The sequence below is a fragment of the Sphingobium vermicomposti genome (assembly GCF_011762025.1).
GTDB classification, from domain to species: Bacteria; Pseudomonadota; Alphaproteobacteria; order Sphingomonadales; family Sphingomonadaceae; genus Sphingobium; species Sphingobium vermicomposti.
Map to the genome: position 1 here is coordinate 53,626 of NZ_JAASQR010000002.1, position 18,713 is coordinate 72,338.

18 protein-coding genes are annotated in these 18,713 nt (G+C 61.9%); 14 read left to right on the top strand and 4 right to left on the bottom strand.

Annotated features, from left to right (window positions below; genetic code table 11):
- Positions 1–6 precede the first annotated feature (6 nt).
- The 5 genes from FHS54_RS05085 (at position 7) to FHS54_RS05105 (ending at position 2,923) form a co-directional block, all read left to right on the top strand.
- Positions 7–555 (top strand): TspO/MBR family protein, encoded by a 549-nt coding sequence (locus FHS54_RS05085; RefSeq protein ID WP_167302760.1) that lies wholly within the window; start codon positions 7–9, stop codon positions 553–555.
- A 49-nt stretch (positions 556–604) separates the two neighbouring features.
- The gene (locus FHS54_RS05090; RefSeq protein WP_167302761.1) at positions 605–904 is read left to right on the top strand and encodes an accessory factor UbiK family protein; all 300 of its coding nucleotides are present in this window, start codon (positions 605–607) and stop codon (positions 902–904) included.
- A 108-nt stretch (positions 905–1,012) separates the two neighbouring features.
- Positions 1,013–1,519: a type III secretion system chaperone family protein gene (locus FHS54_RS05095; protein ID WP_167302762.1), complete on the top strand. Its 507-nt coding sequence runs from the start codon at positions 1,013–1,015 to the stop codon at positions 1,517–1,519.
- Between the two features lie 6 nt (positions 1,520–1,525).
- Complete coding sequence (locus tag FHS54_RS05100) at positions 1,526–2,338, top strand: pyrroline-5-carboxylate reductase family protein (protein WP_167302763.1); 813 nt, start codon at positions 1,526–1,528, stop codon at positions 2,336–2,338.
- Positions 2,339–2,413: 75 nt separating this feature from the next.
- The gene (locus tag FHS54_RS05105; protein WP_167302764.1) at positions 2,414–2,923 is read left to right on the top strand and encodes an asparaginase domain-containing protein; all 510 of its coding nucleotides are present in this window, start codon (positions 2,414–2,416) and stop codon (positions 2,921–2,923) included.
- Between the two features lie 118 nt (positions 2,924–3,041).
- Here the strand turns inward: FHS54_RS05105 and FHS54_RS05110 are convergent, their stop codons facing one another.
- The 4 genes from FHS54_RS05110 to FHS54_RS05125 form a co-directional block, all read right to left on the bottom strand.
- Positions 3,042–3,569: a CarD family transcriptional regulator gene (locus tag FHS54_RS05110; RefSeq protein WP_167303551.1), complete on the bottom strand. Its 528-nt coding sequence runs from the start codon at positions 3,567–3,569 to the stop codon at positions 3,042–3,044.
- A gap of 297 nt (positions 3,570–3,866) precedes the next feature.
- On the bottom strand, positions 3,867–4,205 hold the full coding sequence (gene fdxA / locus FHS54_RS05115) for a ferredoxin FdxA (RefSeq protein ID WP_167302765.1): 339 nt from the start codon (positions 4,203–4,205) through the stop codon (positions 3,867–3,869).
- A gap of 84 nt (positions 4,206–4,289) precedes the next feature.
- The gene (locus tag FHS54_RS05120) at positions 4,290–4,586 is read right to left on the bottom strand and encodes an RNA-binding S4 domain-containing protein (protein WP_167302766.1); all 297 of its coding nucleotides are present in this window, start codon (positions 4,584–4,586) and stop codon (positions 4,290–4,292) included.
- Entirely contained in the window at positions 4,579–7,182 is a 2,604-nt protein-coding gene (locus tag FHS54_RS05125; RefSeq protein ID WP_167302767.1) for a helicase-related protein, read from the bottom strand. The genes FHS54_RS05120 and FHS54_RS05125 overlap by 8 nt, the downstream gene beginning before the upstream one ends.
- 230 nt (positions 7,183–7,412) lie before the next feature.
- On the opposite strand from FHS54_RS05125, the gene FHS54_RS05130 reads away from it, so the two are divergent.
- The 9 genes from FHS54_RS05130 (at position 7,413) to odhB (ending at position 18,662) form a co-directional block, all read left to right on the top strand.
- Complete coding sequence (locus tag FHS54_RS05130; RefSeq protein WP_167302768.1) at positions 7,413–8,954, top strand: peptidoglycan DD-metalloendopeptidase family protein; 1,542 nt, start codon at positions 7,413–7,415, stop codon at positions 8,952–8,954.
- A gap of 39 nt (positions 8,955–8,993) precedes the next feature.
- Complete coding sequence (locus FHS54_RS05135; RefSeq protein WP_167302769.1) at positions 8,994–9,779, top strand: nucleotidyltransferase family protein; 786 nt, start codon at positions 8,994–8,996, stop codon at positions 9,777–9,779.
- A gap of 146 nt (positions 9,780–9,925) precedes the next feature.
- Positions 9,926–10,714: a succinate dehydrogenase iron-sulfur subunit gene (locus tag FHS54_RS05140; RefSeq protein ID WP_167302770.1), complete on the top strand. Its 789-nt coding sequence runs from the start codon at positions 9,926–9,928 to the stop codon at positions 10,712–10,714.
- Positions 10,715–10,748: 34 nt separating this feature from the next.
- The gene (locus tag FHS54_RS05145) at positions 10,749–11,180 is read left to right on the top strand and encodes a PaaI family thioesterase (RefSeq protein ID WP_167303552.1); all 432 of its coding nucleotides are present in this window, start codon (positions 10,749–10,751) and stop codon (positions 11,178–11,180) included.
- Positions 11,177–12,289, top strand: coding sequence for a cell division protein ZapE (gene zapE / locus FHS54_RS05150; protein WP_167302771.1), 1,113 nt, complete (start codon positions 11,177–11,179; stop codon positions 12,287–12,289). The genes FHS54_RS05145 and zapE overlap by 4 nt, the downstream gene beginning before the upstream one ends.
- 282 nt (positions 12,290–12,571) lie before the next feature.
- Positions 12,572–13,534 (top strand): malate dehydrogenase, encoded by a 963-nt coding sequence (gene mdh / locus FHS54_RS05155; protein WP_167302772.1) that lies wholly within the window; start codon positions 12,572–12,574, stop codon positions 13,532–13,534.
- A gap of 102 nt (positions 13,535–13,636) precedes the next feature.
- Complete coding sequence (sucD, locus tag FHS54_RS05160; protein WP_167302773.1) at positions 13,637–14,521, top strand: succinate--CoA ligase subunit alpha; 885 nt, start codon at positions 13,637–13,639, stop codon at positions 14,519–14,521.
- A gap of 83 nt (positions 14,522–14,604) precedes the next feature.
- Positions 14,605–17,400, top strand: coding sequence for a 2-oxoglutarate dehydrogenase E1 component (locus FHS54_RS05165; RefSeq protein WP_167302774.1), 2,796 nt, complete (start codon positions 14,605–14,607; stop codon positions 17,398–17,400).
- 8 nt (positions 17,401–17,408) lie between these two features.
- Complete coding sequence (gene odhB / locus FHS54_RS05170; protein ID WP_167302775.1) at positions 17,409–18,662, top strand: 2-oxoglutarate dehydrogenase complex dihydrolipoyllysine-residue succinyltransferase; 1,254 nt, start codon at positions 17,409–17,411, stop codon at positions 18,660–18,662.
- Positions 18,663–18,713 lie beyond the last annotated feature (51 nt).

The following is an 18,713-nucleotide window of genomic DNA, read 5'->3' on the forward strand; positions in this document are numbered from 1 at the left end:
CAGCCGATGAACGAGATCGCGTCCCCCGGTCAGCTACGACTTGCCTATCTGCGCTGGGCGCTGGTCACCGTTCCCCTTATCCTGTTCCTGGGCTTTATGTCTGGCCGGGCGGCCAATAGCGGCTATGGCAATCGCTGGTTCGATGCGTTGGAAAAGCCTGCCTTCATGCCACCGGGCTGGGCGTTCGGCGCGGCCTGGACCGTTCTCTACATCCTCATGGGTCTGGCGCTGGCGATGATCATTTACGCGCGGGGATCGCGGGGGCGGGGGATCGCCATTCTGCTCTTTCTCGTCCAACTGGCGATGAACCTGCTCTGGTCGCCACTGTTCTTTCGCGCGCATCAGGTGGACAACGCTTTTATCCTGATCCTGCTGCTGATCGCCACCGTGGCCGCCACGACTTTCCTTTTCTGGAGGATCAGGCCCGCGGCGGGGCTGCTGCTGCTGCCCTATCTGGCCTGGCTGGCCTTTGCCTCGGTGCTTAATTATGAGATCGGGCGGCTCAATCCCGAAGCGGAGACCCTTGTCGCGCCCGCGCTCAAGGCCCAGATATAGGCTAACGGCGCACTTTCCCCACGCGCCTTTCAAAACAGGATACAGGACCATGCAGAGCGAAAACCGCTTTTTCGACGACCTTGCCAAGCTGGTGAACGGCGCCGCCGGGACGGTCGCCGGCATGAGCCGCGAATTTGAAACCAACGCGCGGGAAAAAGCCAAGCAATGGATTGGCGGCGTGGATTTCGTTAGCCGCGAAGAATTTGACGCGGTCAAGGCGCTGGCGGCCGCAGCACGTGAGGAAGTGGAATTGCTGAAAGCGCGAATCGACGCGCTGGAAGGCCGGTCTGCTGAACCGGTTACCAAGACGGTTCGGCCATCGAAGGGAAAATCGGCCGACGCGCAATAACGGGCGTCTCCACCTGTCCATTCGATTTCTGCAACGATCCACAGGTTTCAAGCATTTTCCCGATTCGATCGGTTTCCTCCCGGTCGGGAAATGCTCTAAGGCCAGCCGATGATGGACAGCGACGAATATGAAAATGGTGGCCAGGAAGCCGCACCGATCGACATGCTGGCCGCCTATTTCGAAGCGCATGGATGGAGTTTCGAACAGGTTGGCGAGGATGAAATCGTCGCGAGCACCCAGGGTTCCTGGGCGCAATATGAGTTGCGCGGAATTTGGCGCGACGAAGATCAGGTGCTGCAACTGCTCGCGCTGCCCGACATCAGGGTGAGCGATGAAAAGCGCGCCGCTATCTACGAAACATTGGGGCTGATCAACGAACAGCTTTGGCTCGGTCATTTTGAACTATGGTCGTCGAGCGGGATCATATTATTCCGCCATGGCGCGCTACTGGGTGCGGGTGGCACGCTGACCTTGGATCAGGCGCAACTGCTGGTTGAAACGGCGATTGATGAATGCGAACGCATCTATCCGGTGTTCCAGTTCGTCCTTTGGGGCGGCAAGACCCCGGCGGAGGCGATCTCCGCCAGCCTGATCGAAACGCGTGGCGAGGCCTGACGCTGGATGCCCATCAACTGGCCAGCTCATCTTTTCCTTGTCGGTTGCGGCAACATGGCCGGGCAGATGCTCGCCCGCTGGCTTGCCTGTGGCCTTGACCCGGCGAGAGTGACGGTCTTGCGGCCTAGTGGCCGCGCCGTGGCAGACGGCGTTCGGGTGGTGACGGACTATCCCGCCTCTCTCCCGGCGGGATCGACCGTCCTGCTGGGCATGAAACCTTATCAGCTGGCGGACGTCGCGGCATCATTGGCGCCGATCTGCGCTGCTGATACACGCCTTGTGTCCATTCTCGCAGGCACGCCCATCGCTGACTTGCGCCGCCATTTTCCGATGGTAAGCGACATCGTGCGCGCCATACCCAATCTGCCGGTGGGTATTGGCGGAGGCGTGATCGCGCTGTGCGCCGACCAGGCGACCTCGGCGACGGCCTATGATGCTGTCGATGCTCTCATGGCGCCGCTGGGCCTGGCTGAGAGAATATTGGATGAAGGCCAGTTCAACGAGGTCACCGCCCTGTCGGGCTGCGGCCCGGCTTTCCTGTTCCGTTTCATTGACGCCTTCGCGCGGGCGGGGGAGGCCATTGGGCTGCCGACGGAGCAAGCAGCCCGGATGGCGCTGGCCACCGTTTGCGGATCGGCTGACATGGCAAAGCAGGCTGCGGATAGTCCCGGCGTGCTCGCCGACCGCGTGGCCAGTCCGGGCGGCATGACACGGCAGGGGCTGAACGTTCTGGATGCCGATGACAGGCTGCTCAAGCTGATGATCGACACGCTGGCCGCTGCGCGCGACCGGGGCGAAGACATGGCGCGTGGTGGTTAGATCAGCGAAGATGGCCGCAGCGCCGGTGACCGATGCTGCCGGTTGCCTTTCCATTTTTCAGTGCGGAGCTGTCCTATGCTGCCTTCCGATACGCCAATCCTGATCCTCACCACGGGCGGCACGATCGACAAAATCTATTTCGATGCCCTGTCGGATTATCAGGTCGGCGAAACCGTCATGGCCAAGCTGCTGGACATTGCGCGGGTCAAGCACCCGTTTCGCATCGAGGAAGTCGTTCGCAAGGACAGCCTGGAACTGGATGACGTCGATCGGGCGAAGATTCGCGACCGGGTGGCTGCTGCGCCCGAAAGCCATGTCATCATTACCCATGGCACCGACACGATGACGGACACGGCCAAGCTGCTGAGCGCGATAGGCGGCAAGACGATCGTTCTGGTGGGGGCACTGGCCCCTGCGCGCTTTGGTGAGAGCGACGCCAGCTTCAATCTGGGCATGGCGTTCGCCACGGTGCAGACCGCCGCGCCCGGCGTTTACATCACCATGAGCGGATCGGTTTTCCGGGCTGACAAGGTGGTGAAGGATCGGGCAAGGGGCGCATTCGTCCCGATTGAGCCGAAGGGCTGAACCATTTCGGTCGTTCAGCAAGGCCCCGGATGAGGAAGGTCGCCCGACAAAAAAAAGAGCGCCCGTTGAGGCGCTCTTTCCTTGTTCAGTGAGCCGTTAAAGGCTCAGCCAAGATCGTTCAGGCTTCAACCTTTACATATTTGGGTGCGGCTTCGTTCAAAATCCGCAGGATTTTCTTGAGCGCGCTCGGCTCATCCGTCTCTTCCATGGCGGCGAGTTCGCGTGCCAGACGGCTGGAGGCGGCTTCAAAGATCTGCCGTTCGGAATAGCTCTGTTCCGGCTGATCATCAGCCCTGAACAAGTCGCGCGTCACTTCGGCGATTGACACCAGATCGCCCGAATTGATCTTCGCTTCATATTCCTGGGCACGGCGCGACCACATGGTGCGCTTTACCTTGGGCTTACCCTTGAGCGTTTCGATCGCTTCTTCCAGGGTTTTGTTGGAGGACAGCTTGCGCATGCCGACTCCTTCCGCCTTGTTGGTAGGCACGCGGAGGGTCATGCGTTCTTTTTCGAAGCGCAGGACATAGAGCTCAAGCTCCATGCCCGCAATCTGCTCCTTCTGAAGCTCCACCACACGGCCAACGCCGTGCTTGGGATAAACGACATAATCACCAACATCAAAGGACAGCGCTTTGGCAGCCATTTGTAACCTTTCTAATTGAACGGAGACGGCGACCGTCGAGGACCAGTTGCGCAAAGTGCGGCACAGCGAAAGGCCCACGGCGCTACCGTGAGGACATTGGGCGAATTCTCCAGAGCGGATGCGACCTATCCGTCTTTCACCGTTCTTTTAGCAGATTCGTAACAAAAATTCCACCCCCCGCCACAATATCGAGCGGCGGAGGACAGAATGATGCGCAATGCCTAGTTTTTAGAAGCAGAGCCGACGGGGGCGCAGGAGGCTATTTATCGCCTTGGCAGCGCCCGCCAGCCCCAGCCGTCAATCGCCCGAACCGGGTTCCGGTGAGAAGAATTGCTCCAGCTTGTTTTCCACGCCCTTCATATCGTCGGCGTCGGCTGGGGCTTCGCCCTTGACGGTGATGTTGGGCCATTCGGCGGAAAATTTCGTGTTGAGCTCCAGCCATTTTTCAAGGCCGTTTTCCGTGTCCGGCAAAATCGCTTCGGCGGGGCATTCCGGTTCACAAACGCCGCAATCGATGCATTCGTTGGGATTGATGACCAGCATGTTCTCGCCCTCGTAGAAACAGTCCACGGGACAAACCTCAACGCAATCCATATATTTGCAGCGGATGCAATTGTCGGTCACGACATAGGTCATGGGTCAGCACTCAATAGGGATTGGACAGCGGCGGCCCTGCTATGCCCGGCGCGCGCGAAGGTCAATGAGGATATTTTTGCCCGCCTAATCGCCCAGCTTCAGTTCCTCGTAACAGGATTGAGCTTCGGGGGCGGGGCCGCGTCGCCCCGGCAACTGGATAATGCGGACAACGCGCACGCCGCTGGGGTGGGGAAAGGTGATCAGGTCGCCCATGCGAACCGGGGCGTGGGCGCGCTCGACGCGGCGACCGTTCAGGCGAATATGACCATCTTCTGCCAGCTTTTGGGCAACCGACCGGCTCTGCGCCAGCCGGGCGAACCAAAGGAACTTGTCGATGCGCAGGCTGGGGCCATGGCCTCCCGGCGCAGGCGCGTCAGCCATTGCGGGCGAGCAGGTCGGCAAGCCCGGCAAAAGCGTGATTGGCCACCGGGGCAGGCGATGACGCAGGAGCGGCACGATCGGACCCGCGCTTGGCGGGCGCGGTGCGTTTACCATCCCCACGAGGCTTTTGCTGGTCTGAGCGCGCCTTCTGCCGCCCACGGAAAGCCCAGTTCGCGCCGCCTTCCGCTGGGGCTTCCACTGGCCGGAACCCGGAAAGGCGCATCAACTGCAGGAAGGACGGTTCATCCAGCCCAAGAGAGACGATCTGGGGACTTTGGGCCGTAAATGCTTCGCCTTTCGCAATGACCTCATGCGCCGTGCGGGCCATGCGTTCGGCCATGTCGATGCGCAGCATCTGTTCGCCAAAGCCCCGGAAACCGGCGATGCGCGCGCCCATCTGTTCGGACTTGTCGCCTGCCTTGATCAGGGTAAGCCCAGGCTGGGGCAGCGGAAGGCACGGCTTGGCCAGTCTGGCGGCCAGCAGAGCCGAGCGCCAGCGCGCCGCGCCGGGCTTCAGCAGGCCGGGATGATAAATGTCGAGCACCCCGATATCGATGCCCGCACGGCGGAGCAGATGCCGCTGATCCTTGTCCAGATGTCCCAGAGCCGAATCGAGATCGGTGCGCGCAATCACGCCGGCCGCATCGGCCAGTTGGGCAAAGACCGCCCGGACAACCGCAGGAACCTCCGGCTCCGACGAACTCGCCACCATCTTCACGAGCGGAAGCAGATGTTTTTCCTTCTGGCCGTCAAACCATGTGGAAAGGCGCGAGATCACCTGCTTCTGTACGTCCTGACCCAGTGTCAGAAGCGCGCGATCAAGCCGCATTTCGGGCGACAGCAAGGAAGGGCCTGGCAACAACGTCGCAACGATGTTGCCTTGCCAGGATATGCCTGGGGCTTGTCCCGCTTCGTCCATGAGCGCGAAATCGGTATCGGGCGCGCCCAGCAATTCGTCAGCCTTCACTCGCAATATCCTTCCAAGGCGACGCTCAGCCGCCGCCAGCAACATCTTTCTGTCCTGATGCCGCGTAGCCGGATCGACCGAGAAACGAAATCCGTCAAGTCGCCCGATTGTCTCTCCATCGACGCACACTGTCCCATCCGGGTCGATTTCGACCGGCAGATTGCTGGCATTTTGTCCGATGTCGCGCAGCAGGACGGCGGTGCGGCGGTCGACAAAACGTTGCATCAGCGCGGCGTGGAGCGCGTCGGACAGCTTTTCCTCCAGCGCGCGGGTACGCTCGGCCATTTCGGCGGGATGGGCCAGCCAATCGGCGCGATGCGCGATATAGGACCATGTACGCGCCGCCGCGATCCGGCCCGACAATGTGTCGATGTCGCCCTGAACCGAATCGAGTCGGGCGACCTGCTGGGCGAACCAGTCGCGCGGAATATGGCCATGGCCTTCGGACAGGAAACGCCAGATGCGGTTGACGCTGCGGGCATGATGGTCGGCGCCCAGCTTCTGGAAATCGGGAATGCCGCATGCGGCCCAGAGCCGTTCGACCTGTTTCTTGCCCTTCGCGCGTTCAACGACCAGCGGATCGTCCGCCAGCCGCTTGAGCACTGAAAGGTCCACGGCCTCGGGCGCGGCGGAAAGCTCCGGGCGGTCGGGCCGCGTCTCCAGATCGGCGATCAGCTGGCCGACGCTATCCATCCCCGGCTGGCCGTCGCGCCAGTAAAGCCGGTCGACGGGCGGGAAGCGGTGCGCCTCTATTGCCTCGATTTCCTCAGGCGTAAAGGCGGAGTCGCCATCTTCATGGCCCAGGCTGCCAAAGCTGCCGTCCTGATGATGGCGGCCTGCGCGCCCGGCGATCTGCGCCATTTCCGATACCGTCAGCCGCCGCGTACGCCGTCCATCGAACTTGCGCAGCGAAGCGAAGGCGACATGGGCGACATCCAGGTTCAGCCCCATGCCGATCGCGTCGGTGGCAACCAGATAGTCGACCTCTCCGTTCAGGAACATCTGGACCTGGGCGTTGCGGGTGCGGGGAGACAGCGCGCCCATGACCACAGCCGCGCCGCCGCGAAACCTGCGCAGCATTTCGGCGACCGCGTAGACTTCCTCGGCGGAAAAGGCGACGACAGCGGACCGCCGGGGCAGGCGGGACAGTTTTTTCGCGCCGGCATAGGACAGGGTGGAAAAGCGGGGGCGGCTGATGATCTCGGCTTCTGGCACCAATGACCGCACCACCCGGCTAATGCTGGCCGACCCCAGGATCATGGTTTCCTCGCGGCCTCGCGCGCGCAGCATCCGGTCGGTGAAGACATGGCCGCGTTCAGGGTCTGCGCCCAACTGCGCCTCATCCAGCGCCACAAAGGCGAAGTCGCCGTCCACCGGCATGGATTCGGCGGTGCAAAGGAAATAGAGCGCGCCCTGCGGCACGATCTTCTCCTCCCCCGTGATCAGCGCGACTTGATGCGGCCCCTTGATCGCGACGACCCGATCATAGACTTCGCGGGCCAGCAGCCGCAGCGGAAAGCCCATCATGCCGCTGGAATGGCCGCACATGCGCTCGACCGCCAGATGCGTTTTGCCGGTATTGGTGGGACCCAGCACGGCTGTGACAGGCGATCGCGCGAATTGGGCCATGATTCTCTCTATGTCGGGGAGGGGGCAGGCAAGGGCAAGGGGGAACCGGCGGCGCACTGCGTCCTTTTGTCATGCGCCTGTCGTTGAACGAACCAGCGGCACGTTTCGTCGCGCGATGGGCGAGGAAAACCGCATCTTTATTTGACTTTAACCCTATGCCTTCACAACAATAGCCATGAACGCACGACGGGGGTCGTGCGGGTTGCAAGCCCTCGGGGGGCCTTTCAAACGTGTTTTATGGCAGCCAGTCAGGTCCTCAGCAGGGGGGCGCATCGGCGTCCTTGTGGCTGTTGGACGCCATCGGAAAGGGTGGCGCTGCGGCCCAGGATCAGCGTGACTGGCGCATCCGCCTGCGCGATTGGGCGGAAGATGTGGAGCTTGTCCCCGACCTTGGCCAACGGGTGGGCAGCTTTACCTGGTTCAGAGGGTTGGCGACCTGTTTCGGCCTGTGCGCATCGGCCCTCTATCTTTCTCCCGGCTTCCACGCGCTGCCCGGTGAGCCGCAGCCTTTACTGGCGCAATCCCAATTTGATGAAGTGCGCAGCCAGATGATCACGCCGTTGGCGCTGGGGGCGGACAGCGGACGGCGCATGGGGCCAACGGATGCGGTGCAGCCGCTGCGCAATACGCCAGAGCGCCCGCAGATCGAATTGCGTGCCCAGATCGGCGGCAGCGATTCGCTGGGCCGCGCCCTGGCTCGCGCTGGTGTGAGCGGCAGCGACGCCGCCGCCGTCATGAGCCTGGTTGGCGGAGACATAGCGGCAGGCATCAAACCGGGCACCCCGCTCGACATCATCCTTGGTCGCCGCGCCACCCGCAATATGCCCCGACCACTGGATCATCTGGCCTTCCGGGCCAGACTTGACCTGGCGCTGGAGGTCAATCGGGCTGGCGACGTTTTGCAGGTCAAGCGAACTCCGATCCATGTCGACCGTACGCCTTTGCGCATCCAGGGGGTGATCGGCGACAGCATCTACCAATCCGCGCGGGCGGCGGGCGCGCCTCCCAAGGCGATTCAATCCTTCCTGCGGGTCATCGCGCAGCAAGTGGATCTGGGCTCGGTCCACGCTGGCGACCGATATGACATCATCACCGAATATAACCGCGCGGAAACGGGCGAGGCTGAAGTGGGTGACTTGCTGTTCGCGGGCCTGAGCCGATCCAGCGGGCGCGGCATCAACATGCTCAATTGGACGAGCGAAGGACGCAGCCAGTGGTTCGAAGCGTCCGGCGTCGGCGAACGGCGCGGCGTGCTGTCGGCTCCGGTGTCTGGACGCATGTCGTCGGGCTATGGCATGCGCCGCCACCCGATTCTGGGCTATACCCGCATGCATGCCGGTATTGACTTCGCCGCGCGCTATGGATCGCCCATCTATGCCGCTACCGACGGCGTCGTATCCTATTCGGGCCGTCATGGCGGGCATGGCAATTATGTGCGGCTGGACCATGGCAACGGCCTCTCCACCGGCTATGCGCATATGAGCCGCATCGCCGCGCGATCCGGTCAGCGGGTGCGGCAGGGGCAGGTGATCGGCTATGTCGGCTCCAGCGGCCTGTCGACAGGACCGCATCTGCATTACGAACTTTACCGCAATGGCCGCACGGTCAATCCGCTGTCGGTCAAGTTCACCACCACATCCCAATTGGCGGGCCGCGAACTGGCGGCGTTTCGTGGACGGCTCGCTCAGCTGAAAAGCCTGCGTGTCGGGTTGCCGACGCAGCTGGCCCAGAACAACCGGCCGGTTTCGGGGCCGGTCGCACGCGCCAATTAACCGCTTCCCGTCCTGCGACGGCTTCGCTAGGCGGCGCGCATGACAGACATCGTCGCCATCCTGCTGGCCGGGTCCCGTCCCGGCACCGACCCGTTGGCTAAGGCAGCCGGGGTTGCGATCAAGCCGCTCGCGCCCGTGGCGGGCGATCCGATGATCAATTATCCTGCGCGGGCGCTGCTGTCCCATCCGGCCATCGGCAAGCTGCTGATCCTGACGCAGACGCCAGACCTGCTGACCGCCAATCCCGCAACGGCCTGGATCGCCGAGCATCCCAAAGTGATGTTCGAAAGGAGCGGCGCGGGAATCGCCTCTACCCTGATGACGTTACTCGATCGGCCCGGCATGACGTTTCCGCTGCTGGTCACGACGGCGGACCATGTTCTGCTGGATCGCGATATGCTCGATCAGTTCGTGGCGGAAGCGAAGGGGGCGGACCTGGCGGTCGCCATGGTTGAGCGGGCGACCTTGCTCGCCCGCTATCCCGCATCCCGTCGGACCTGGCTGAAGTTTCGCGACGGCTGGTGGTCTGGTGCCAACATCTTCTGGTTCGGCGGTCCTCAGGTGCGGCCCGTCGTCGCGCTATGGCGGGAGGTTGAGCAGGACCGGAAAAAGGGATGGAAGATATTGTCCGCCTTTGGCCCTCTCGTGCTGCTGGGGGCGCTGTTGCGTATCCTTCCCCTGCGCGGTGGGATCGCACGGGTGGGCCGCCGCTTTGGGCTGACCGCACGGCTGGTTGCCATGGCGCGGGCCGAAGGCTGCATCGACGCTGACAAGGTCGAGGATGTCACCCTGATCGAACGGATATTGAGCGAAAGAGGCGGCTGATCCCTGATCCCATTGTCGTGAAGGCTGGGGAACCGGCTGTTTCGCTTTTGCCCTTTGATGGGTAGCAAAGGGCGTAATCAGTCGCTAAGGGCTTCGCCTGCGTGAGCCGAACGATTGTCGGCGCGGATGGAGGACATCGTAAACCCATGGCCGAATTCTCTCTGCCCAAGAACAGCAAGATTTCCGGTAAGGGCGTGGCCCACAAGGCGCCTGACGGCGCGAGCAACGTCAGGAGCTTCAAGGTCTATCGCTACGATCCCGACTCGGGTCAGAATCCGCGCTATGACACGTTCGACATCGACCTCGACACGTGCGGGCCGATGGTTCTGGACGCGCTGCTGAAGATCAAGAATGAATATGATCCGACGCTGACCTTCCGCCGTTCCTGCCGCGAAGGCATTTGCGGTTCCTGTTCGATGAACATGAACGGCAAGAACGGCCTGGCCTGCACCACTGCGATTGATGAGTGCGCCGGCAAGGAAGTCCGCATCACGCCGTTGCCGCATATGGACGTGATCAAGGACCTTGTGCCTGACTTCACCCATTTCTACGCGCAGTACAGTTCGATCAAGCCGTGGCTGCAAACCGTCACCCCCGCGCCCAGCGGCAAGGAACGTCTGCAATCGCCCGCCGACCGCGAAAAGCTGGACGGGCTTTATGAGTGCATCCTGTGCGCCTGCTGTTCGACCAGCTGCCCCAGCTATTGGTGGAATAGCGACAAGTTCCTGGGTCCCGCCATCCTGTTGCAGGCCTATCGCTGGCTGGCTGACAGCCGTGACGAATATACCGGCGAGCGCCTGGATGAGCTGGAAGATCCGTTCCGTCTTTACCGTTGCCACACCATCATGAACTGCGCGAATGTCTGCCCCAAGGGTCTCAGCCCGGCCAAGGCGATCGCGGAGACCAAGAAGATGATGGTCGAACGGCAGCTTTGATGCGGTGAGCGGCGATGCTGGACCTGTAAGCCGGGTGCCGGACGGCACTTGGGCTGGCTGGCTCGCCTGGACCGATCCGGTGCAGGGTACGTTTCTGGATACGTCAATCGGTCCCAGCTATTCGCGTAGCGATGGGGCGGGCCGCGCCACTGTCATGCTCGAAACCCGGCCCTCTCATGCCAATCGCATGGGCGCGCTGCACGGCGGATTTCTCGCTGGATTTGCCGATCACGCCTATTTTGCAGGACTGGCCGCGATGGGTCGGCCCGAACAGGCATCTGCCGTGACAGTGGACCTCACCATGCAATATTGCGGGTCAGGCGATGTCGGGCCGCCGCTGCGCGCAGAGGTGGAATTGCTGCGTGAAACAGGGCGGCTGATGTTCATGCGGACGACGATCCACCAGGGCGATGGTCTGGTCGCCGCTTCAACCGCGACAGTGCGCAAGGTGCCCACGCCGAAATGAGCAGCGTGATCGAGCGTTACCGCGCGCTGGTTGCGGCCGGTGAGTTGCGCTCCGACCCGGATCAGGAACGGGCGGCGCAGCGGCTGGACCTGTTGCAGCAGGAACTTGAAGCCACGCCGCCGCGCGGCTCTACCTTGTGGAGATTGTTGCGCAAGGCACCCGAACCGCCCCGTGGCCTTTACATGTGGGGCGGTGTCGGACGGGGCAAGTCGATGTTGATGGACCTGTTTTTCGACACCGTGAAGGTCCAGCGCAAGAAGCGGGCGCATTTCCACGAATTCATGCTGGACGTGCATGCGCGGCTGGCCGAAGCGCGAAAGGCGGAAAAGGGCGATCCCATCCCGCCGGTTGTGCAATCGCTGGCGGATGAAGCGCGGCTGCTGTGTTTTGACGAGATGGTCGTCAACAACATGGCGGACGCCGCGATCATGTCGCGCCTGTTCACGGGTCTGCTCGATTCTCAGGTCACGATCGTCACGACGTCGAACCGGGAACCCGACGAACTTTACAAAAACGGCCTCAATCGCCAGCTTTTCCTGCCCTTTATCGACCTGATCAAGGATCGGCTGGATGTCATGACGCTCAATGGGCCGACAGATTATCGGCTCGATCGTCTGGGCGATGCGCAGTTGTGGCATTCCCCCAACGGACCGGAAGCGACGAAGGCGCTGTCCGAGGCATTTTTCCGCCTGACCGATTATCCGGTCGAAGATCGCGCGAAGGTTCCTTCGGACGATATTCCGGTTCAGGGGGGCCGCACCCTGCATGTGCCCAAAAGCCTGAAGGGGGTCGCGGTCTTCTCGTTCAAGCGGCTCTGCGCGGCAGCGCGGGGCGCACCCGATTATCTGGCGATTGCCCGCCGCTTTCATACGGTGATCCTGGTGGGCATTCCGGTGCTTGGCCCCGAAAACCGCAACGAGGCCGCTCGCTTCGTGACGCTGATCGACGCTCTCTACGAATATAAGGTGAAGCTGCTTGCCTCTGCTGATGCAGAGCCAGCCTCGCTCTACCCCGAAGGCGATGGTGCCTTTGAATTTGAGCGCACCGTATCCCGTCTGATGGAAATGCAGTCGGACGATTATCTGGCATTGGGCCACGGACCCAAGTAGCCGCGCCTCTCGTTCCAAGGACGGGGTGCTCCCTTTTTTCAACGCTGTGAAAATGGCCCGGACGCTTCCCCGAGGAAGGGAAGCGTCCGGCAGGTGGCCGCTGCGGGACGATCGAACGCCAGGGTAGGGACGTGCGACGACAGGGCAAACCGTCACTAATGCAACTGCGAATGAATTGCAAAGATAATTTGGATATGCCGCTGATCCGCTGTTGAAACCTTAACATTATCGGCCTAAGCGGGCGGGCAATTCCAAATTTCCGTGCTTGGAGGATGATTGCATATGGCCCGTAAGAAGATCGCGCTCATTGGCGCTGGCAATATCGGCGGTACACTGGCGCATCTCGCCGCGTTGAAGGGTCTGGGCGACATCGTCCTCTTTGACGTCGTGGAAGGCGTGCCGCAGGGCAAGGCGCTCGACCTGTCGCAGTGCGGCCCGGTGGAAGGCTTCGACGCAAAGATCACCGGCACGAACGACTATGCCGACATCAAGGACGCCGACGTCATCATCGTCACCGCCGGTGTCGCTCGTAAGCCGGGCATGAGCCGCGATGACCTGCTGGGCATCAACCTCAAGGTCATGAAAGCGGTGGGTGAGGGCATCAAGAATAACGCTCCGAACGCTTTCGTCATCTGCATCACCAACCCGCTCGACGCGATGGTGTGGGCGCTGCGTGAATTTTCCGGCCTGCCGCATAACAAGGTCGTCGGCATGGCTGGCGTGCTGGACTCCGCCCGTTTCAGCCATTTCCTGGCCGAAGAATTCCAGGTGTCGGTCAAGGAAGTGAACAGCTTCGTGCTTGGCGGCCATGGCGATACCATGGTCCCGGTGGTGCAATATTCGACCGTGGCCGGCATCCCTATCCCCGACCTGATCAAGCAGGGCCGCTCCACCAAGGAGCGCATCGACGCCATCGTGCAGCGCACCCGTTCGGGCGGCGGCGAGATTGTCGGCCTGCTCAAGACCGGCTCGGCCTTTTATGCGCCCGCGACCAGCGGCATCGCCATGGCTGAAGCCTATCTGTTCGACCAGAAGCGCCTGCTGCCCTGCGCCGCGAACCTGACCGGCCAATATGGCGTCGACAATCTGTATGTCGGCGCGCCCGTGATCATCGGCAAGGACGGCGTTGAGCAGGTGGTCGAGATCGAACTCGACGCCGAAGCCAAGGCTAACCTTCAGGTGTCCGTCGATGCTGTCAAGGAACTGCTCGACGCCTGCAAGGGTATCGATTCTTCGCTGGCCTGATTGCCCGCGTCTACGACCTGCACCGACGCGCTTCAGGTAAGTGTGCAGCCTGAAGCGTGTCGCCTAGCTCAAATGCCACTCCATTGAGATGAAGGGGCTATAATGTCCATTCTGGTGAACAAGAACACCAAGGTCATCACCCAGGGTATGACCGGTGCCACCGGCACTTTCCATACGGAACAGGCGCTGGCTTACGGTACGCAGATGGTTGCTGGCGTCACGCCTGGTAAGGGCGGCACCAGCCACATTGGCCTGCCTATGTATGACACTGTCGCCGAAGCAAAGGCGAAGACCGGCGCGGACGCTTCGGTCGTTTACGTTCCGCCGCCATTCGCGGCTGATTCGATCCTGGAGGCGATCGATGCGGAAATCCCGCTGATCGTCTGCATCACTGAAGGCATTCCGGTGCTCGATATGGTGCGCGTGAAGCGTGCGCTGTCGGGGTCCAAGTCGCGCCTGATCGGGCCGAACTGCCCCGGCGTGCTGACGCCCAATGAATGCAAGATCGGCATCATGCCCGGCAGCATCTTCAAGGCAGGCAGCGTCGGCGTGGTCTCGCGTTCCGGCACGCTCACCTATGAAGCCGTGTTCCAGACGTCGAATGCGGGCCTGGGCCAGACCACTGCCGTCGGCATTGGCGGCGATCCGGTCAATGGCACCAACTTCATCGACGTGCTGGAACTGTTCCTGGCGGACGACGCCACCGAATCGATCATCATGATCGGTGAAATCGGCGGCGACGCGGAAGAGCAGGCTGCCCAGTTCCTGATCGACGAGGCCAAGCGTGGCCGTCGGAAGCCCATGGCGGGCTTCATCGCAGGTCGTACGGCGCCTCCGGGCCGTCGCATGGGTCATGCCGGTGCGATCGTGTCGGGCGGCAAGGGCGATGCTGAAAGCAAGATCGCGGCAATGGAAGCTGCCGGCATCAAGGTTGCGGCCAGCCCTTCGGAGCTTGGTTCGACGCTGGTGGAAGTGCTGAAGGGCTGATCTGAAGCCTGGCGGCCGGGCTGCACCCCGGCCGCTTGTTACCCGATCCGCGACTGCACGCGGGTGGCATGGGACGCAGGAAAATGGGTTACGAGAGCCAGGATTTCGAAGTCGAGCACGGCCCGAGCTGGGCCCGCAGCAATTGGCCGCTGAGCGATACGGACGACCTGACCGGGGCGATGGACCCGACGCAGATGCAGGTCGCTGTCAAAGCTGCGGCCAAGGCTTCAGGGAAGCCTGTGTCGGATACGGATGTCGTCAGTGCTGCTGACGACGCTATCCGGGCGCAAATGCTGATCCGCACTTATCGTGTGCGCGGCCACCTTGCCGCCAATCTCGATCCCTTGAGCCTGTCCCAGCGCGACCTGCCGGCTGACCTTACGCCGGAATATCACGGCCTGAACGATCTTCAGAAGAAGATCTATCTCGGTGGAACGCTCGGCCTGCAATATGCGACCGTGAGTGAGATAGTCGCTATTCTGCGCGCCAATTACTGCGGCAATGTCGGCCTAGAATATATGCACATCGCCGATGTGGAGGAGCGCCGCTTCCTGCAGGAACGGCTGGAGGGCAAGGACAAGGAAATCCAGTTCACGCCCGAAGGCAAGAAGGCGATCCTGTCGAAGGTCATCCAGGCCGAACAATATGAAAAGTTCCTGGGCCGCAAATATGTCGGCACCAAGCGCTTTGGCCTGGACGGCGGCGAATCCATGATCCCGGCGCTGGAAGCCATCATCAAATATGGCGGTGCGCTGGGCGTTCGGGAAATCGTCTATGGCATGGCCCATCGCGGTCGGCTCAACGTGCTCGCCAATGTGATGGCCAAGGGTTTCCGCGTCATCTTCCACGAATTTTCCGGCGGCACCGCCAACCCGGAAGATGTCGGCGGATCGGGCGACGTCAAATATCATCTTGGCACCTCGACTGACCGTGAGTTTGACGGGATCAAGGTGCATATGTCGCTGGTTCCCAACCCGTCGCATCTCGAAACCGTCGATCCGGTCGTGCTGGGCAAGGTGCGCGCGCAGCAGACTTTCCGTGACGATCTGGCCAAGCATGAGCAGGTGTTGCCGGTGCTGATCCACGGTGACGCGGCTTTCGCGGGACAGGGCATCGTTTGGGAATGCCTCGGTTTTTCGGGCGTCAGCGGCTATAATACTGGCGGCTGCATCCACTTCATCGTCAACAACCAGATCGGTTTCACGACCTCGCCCCAATTTTCCCGTGGCTCGCCCTATCCGAGCGACGTGGCGAAGGGCGTTCAGGCACCGATCCTGCACATCAATGGCGACGATCCCGAAGCGGTGACTTTTGCATGCAAGCTGGCGATCGAATATCGTCAGACCTTCCACCGCGACATTGTGATCGACATGTGGTGCTATCGCCGCTTTGGCCATAATGAAGGCGATGAACCGAGCTTCACCCAGCCGCAGATGTACGCAAAGATCCGCCAGCACGCGCGGGTCAGCGACGTTTATTCGGCACGACTGAAGGCGGAAGGCGTGGTCGACGACGACTTCGTCAACCAGGTGACGGGTGACTTCGTCAATCATCTGGAGCAGGAGTTCGAGGCCGCCAAGAGCTACAAGTCCAACAAGGCGGACTGGTTTGCCGGTCGCTGGTCGGGCTTGCACAAGCCCGCTGATGCGGAAACGGCGCGGCAGAATGTCGAAAGCGCGATCAGCCAAAAGCTGTTCGACAGCCTGGGCAAGACGCTGACGACGGTCCCCGAAGGCCATAATGTCCACAAGACATTGCGCCGGGTGATCGACGCAAAGGCGGAGATGTTCAAGACAGGCGAGAATTTCGACTGGGCAACCGGCGAGGCGCTAGCCTTCGGATCGCTGCTGTCGGAAGGCTATGGCGTTCGTCTATCGGGGCAGGACTCCGGTCGCGGCACCTTCAGCCAGCGCCACGCGGTTTGGGTCGATCAGGATAGCGAGAATAAATATATCCCGCTGTCCACCGTCCCGCATGGCCGGTTCGAGGTGCTCGACAGCCCACTGTCCGAATATGGCGTGCTGGGCTTTGAATATGGCTTTGCGCTCGCGGACCCTAAAAGCCTGGTGCTTTGGGAAGCGCAGTTCGGCGATTTTGCCAATGGCGCGCAGATCATATTCGACCAGTATATCTGCTCGTCGGAAACCAAGTGGCTCCGTTCGAACGGTCTCGTCTGCCTCTTGCCTCACGGCTATGAAGGGCAGGGGCCGGAACATAGTTCGGCGCGTCTGGAACGCTTCCTGCAACTTTGCGCGGAAGGAAATATCCAGGTCGCCAATTGCACGACGCCGGCCAACTATTTCCACATCCTGCGTCGGCAAATGCTGCGTCCGTTCCGCAAGCCGCTGATCATGATGACGCCAAAGTCGCTGCTGCGGCATAAGCTGGCGGTCAGCACGGCTCAGGACTTCCAGGGCAAGAACCATTTCATGCGCATCCTGTCGGACATCAATCCGGCACCGGACGCGGAAACGAAGCGGTTGGTGCTATGCTCCGGCAAGGTTGCCTATGACCTGATGGAAGCCCGCAACGCGGCGGGTGACAAAAATACCCAGATCGTCCGCATCGAACAGCTCTATCCCTTCCCGGCTGAGGCCCTTGCCGTGCGTCTGAAGCGCATGACGAACCTGGAGGAAGTGATCTGGTGCCAGGAGGAACCGCGTAACAACGGTGCCTGGTTCTTTGTCGAACCTTATATCGAGGAAGCGCTGGCGCAGGCGGGCAGAGCCCCCATGCGTGCCCGCTATGCCGGTCGCAAGGCATCGGCGTCGCCCGCAACGGGCCTTGCCAAGCGCCATGTCGCCGAACAGGGTGCCCTCGTCGCCGATGCGCTGGGTCACAGCGTCCGTGAAGAAATCCGCCGCCAGAAGAAAGGCTGACAAAGCTCATGGCAACAGAAGTCAAAGTCCCCACCCTGGGCGAATCCGTTACCGAAGCGACCGTCGGCCAATGGCTGAAGAAGCCGGGAGAGGCAGTGCAGGCCGATGAGCCGATCGTCAGCCTGGAAACCGACAAGGTTGCCGTCGACGTGCCCGCGCCTGTCGCTGGAACGCTCGGCGACATCATCGCCAAGGAAGGCGACACCGTGAATGTCGGCGCGCTGCTGGCGATGATCAACGATGGTGCAGCCGCTGCCGCCAAGCCAGCTGCCGCTGCTGCACCGGCACCGGCCCCTGCTGCCAAGGCGGAGGCTGCCGCGCCCGCCCCGGCGGCTTCGGCCCCGGTCGAAGAGGAGGAAGGCGGCAATCTGACGCTGTCGCCTGCCGTGCGTCGCCTGGTTCTGGAACATGGCCTTGACCCCAGCAAGATCAAGGGGACGGGCAAGGATGGCCGCCTGACCAAGGACGACGTCACCGCCGCCGTCGCCGCAGGCACTGCCAAGGCTGCAGCTTCGGCCCCGGCTGCCGCGCCTGCTGCCGCTGCGCCAGCCGCCGGCCCCAGCCGCGCGCAGGAACGCGTCAAGATGACCCGCCTGCGCCAGACGGTCGCCAAGCGGCTCAAGGAAGCGCAGAACACTGCGGCGCTGCTGACCACCTATAATGACGTGGACATGACCAACGTCATCGAAGCGCGCACCAAGTATAAGGACTTGTTCGAAAAGAAGCATGGCGTCCGTCTGGGCTTCATGGGCTTCTTCACCAAGGCCGTCTGCATGGCGCTGCGCGACATTCCGGGCGTCAACGCGCAGATCGATGGCGACGAGATCGTCTATAATGATTTCGCCGACATTTCGGTCGCTGTTTCGGCACCCAATGGCCTGGTCGTGCCGGTCATCCGCAATGCGGAAAGCCTGAGCGTGGCCGACATCGAAAAGACGATCGGCAATTTCGGCAAGAAGGCCAAGGACGGCACGCTGACCATGGAAGATATGAAGGGCGGCACCTTCACCATCTCCAATGGCGGCGTCTTCGGTTCGCTGCTGTCCAGCCCGATCATCAACCCGCCGCAGTCGGCTGTGCTGGGCCTCCACCGTATCGAGGACCGTCCGGTCGTCCGCAATGGGGAGATCGTCATTCGACCGATGATGTATCTGGCGCTCAGCTACGATCATCGCCTGGTCGACGGTCGTGAGGCAGTGACCTTCCTGGTTGCCGTGAAGAATGCGATCGAAGATCCGACCCGCCTGCTGATCGACCTGTAAGGTCGGCCGTCATCCCCGTTCGGGCTGAGCCTGTCGAAGCCCTGTCCCTTC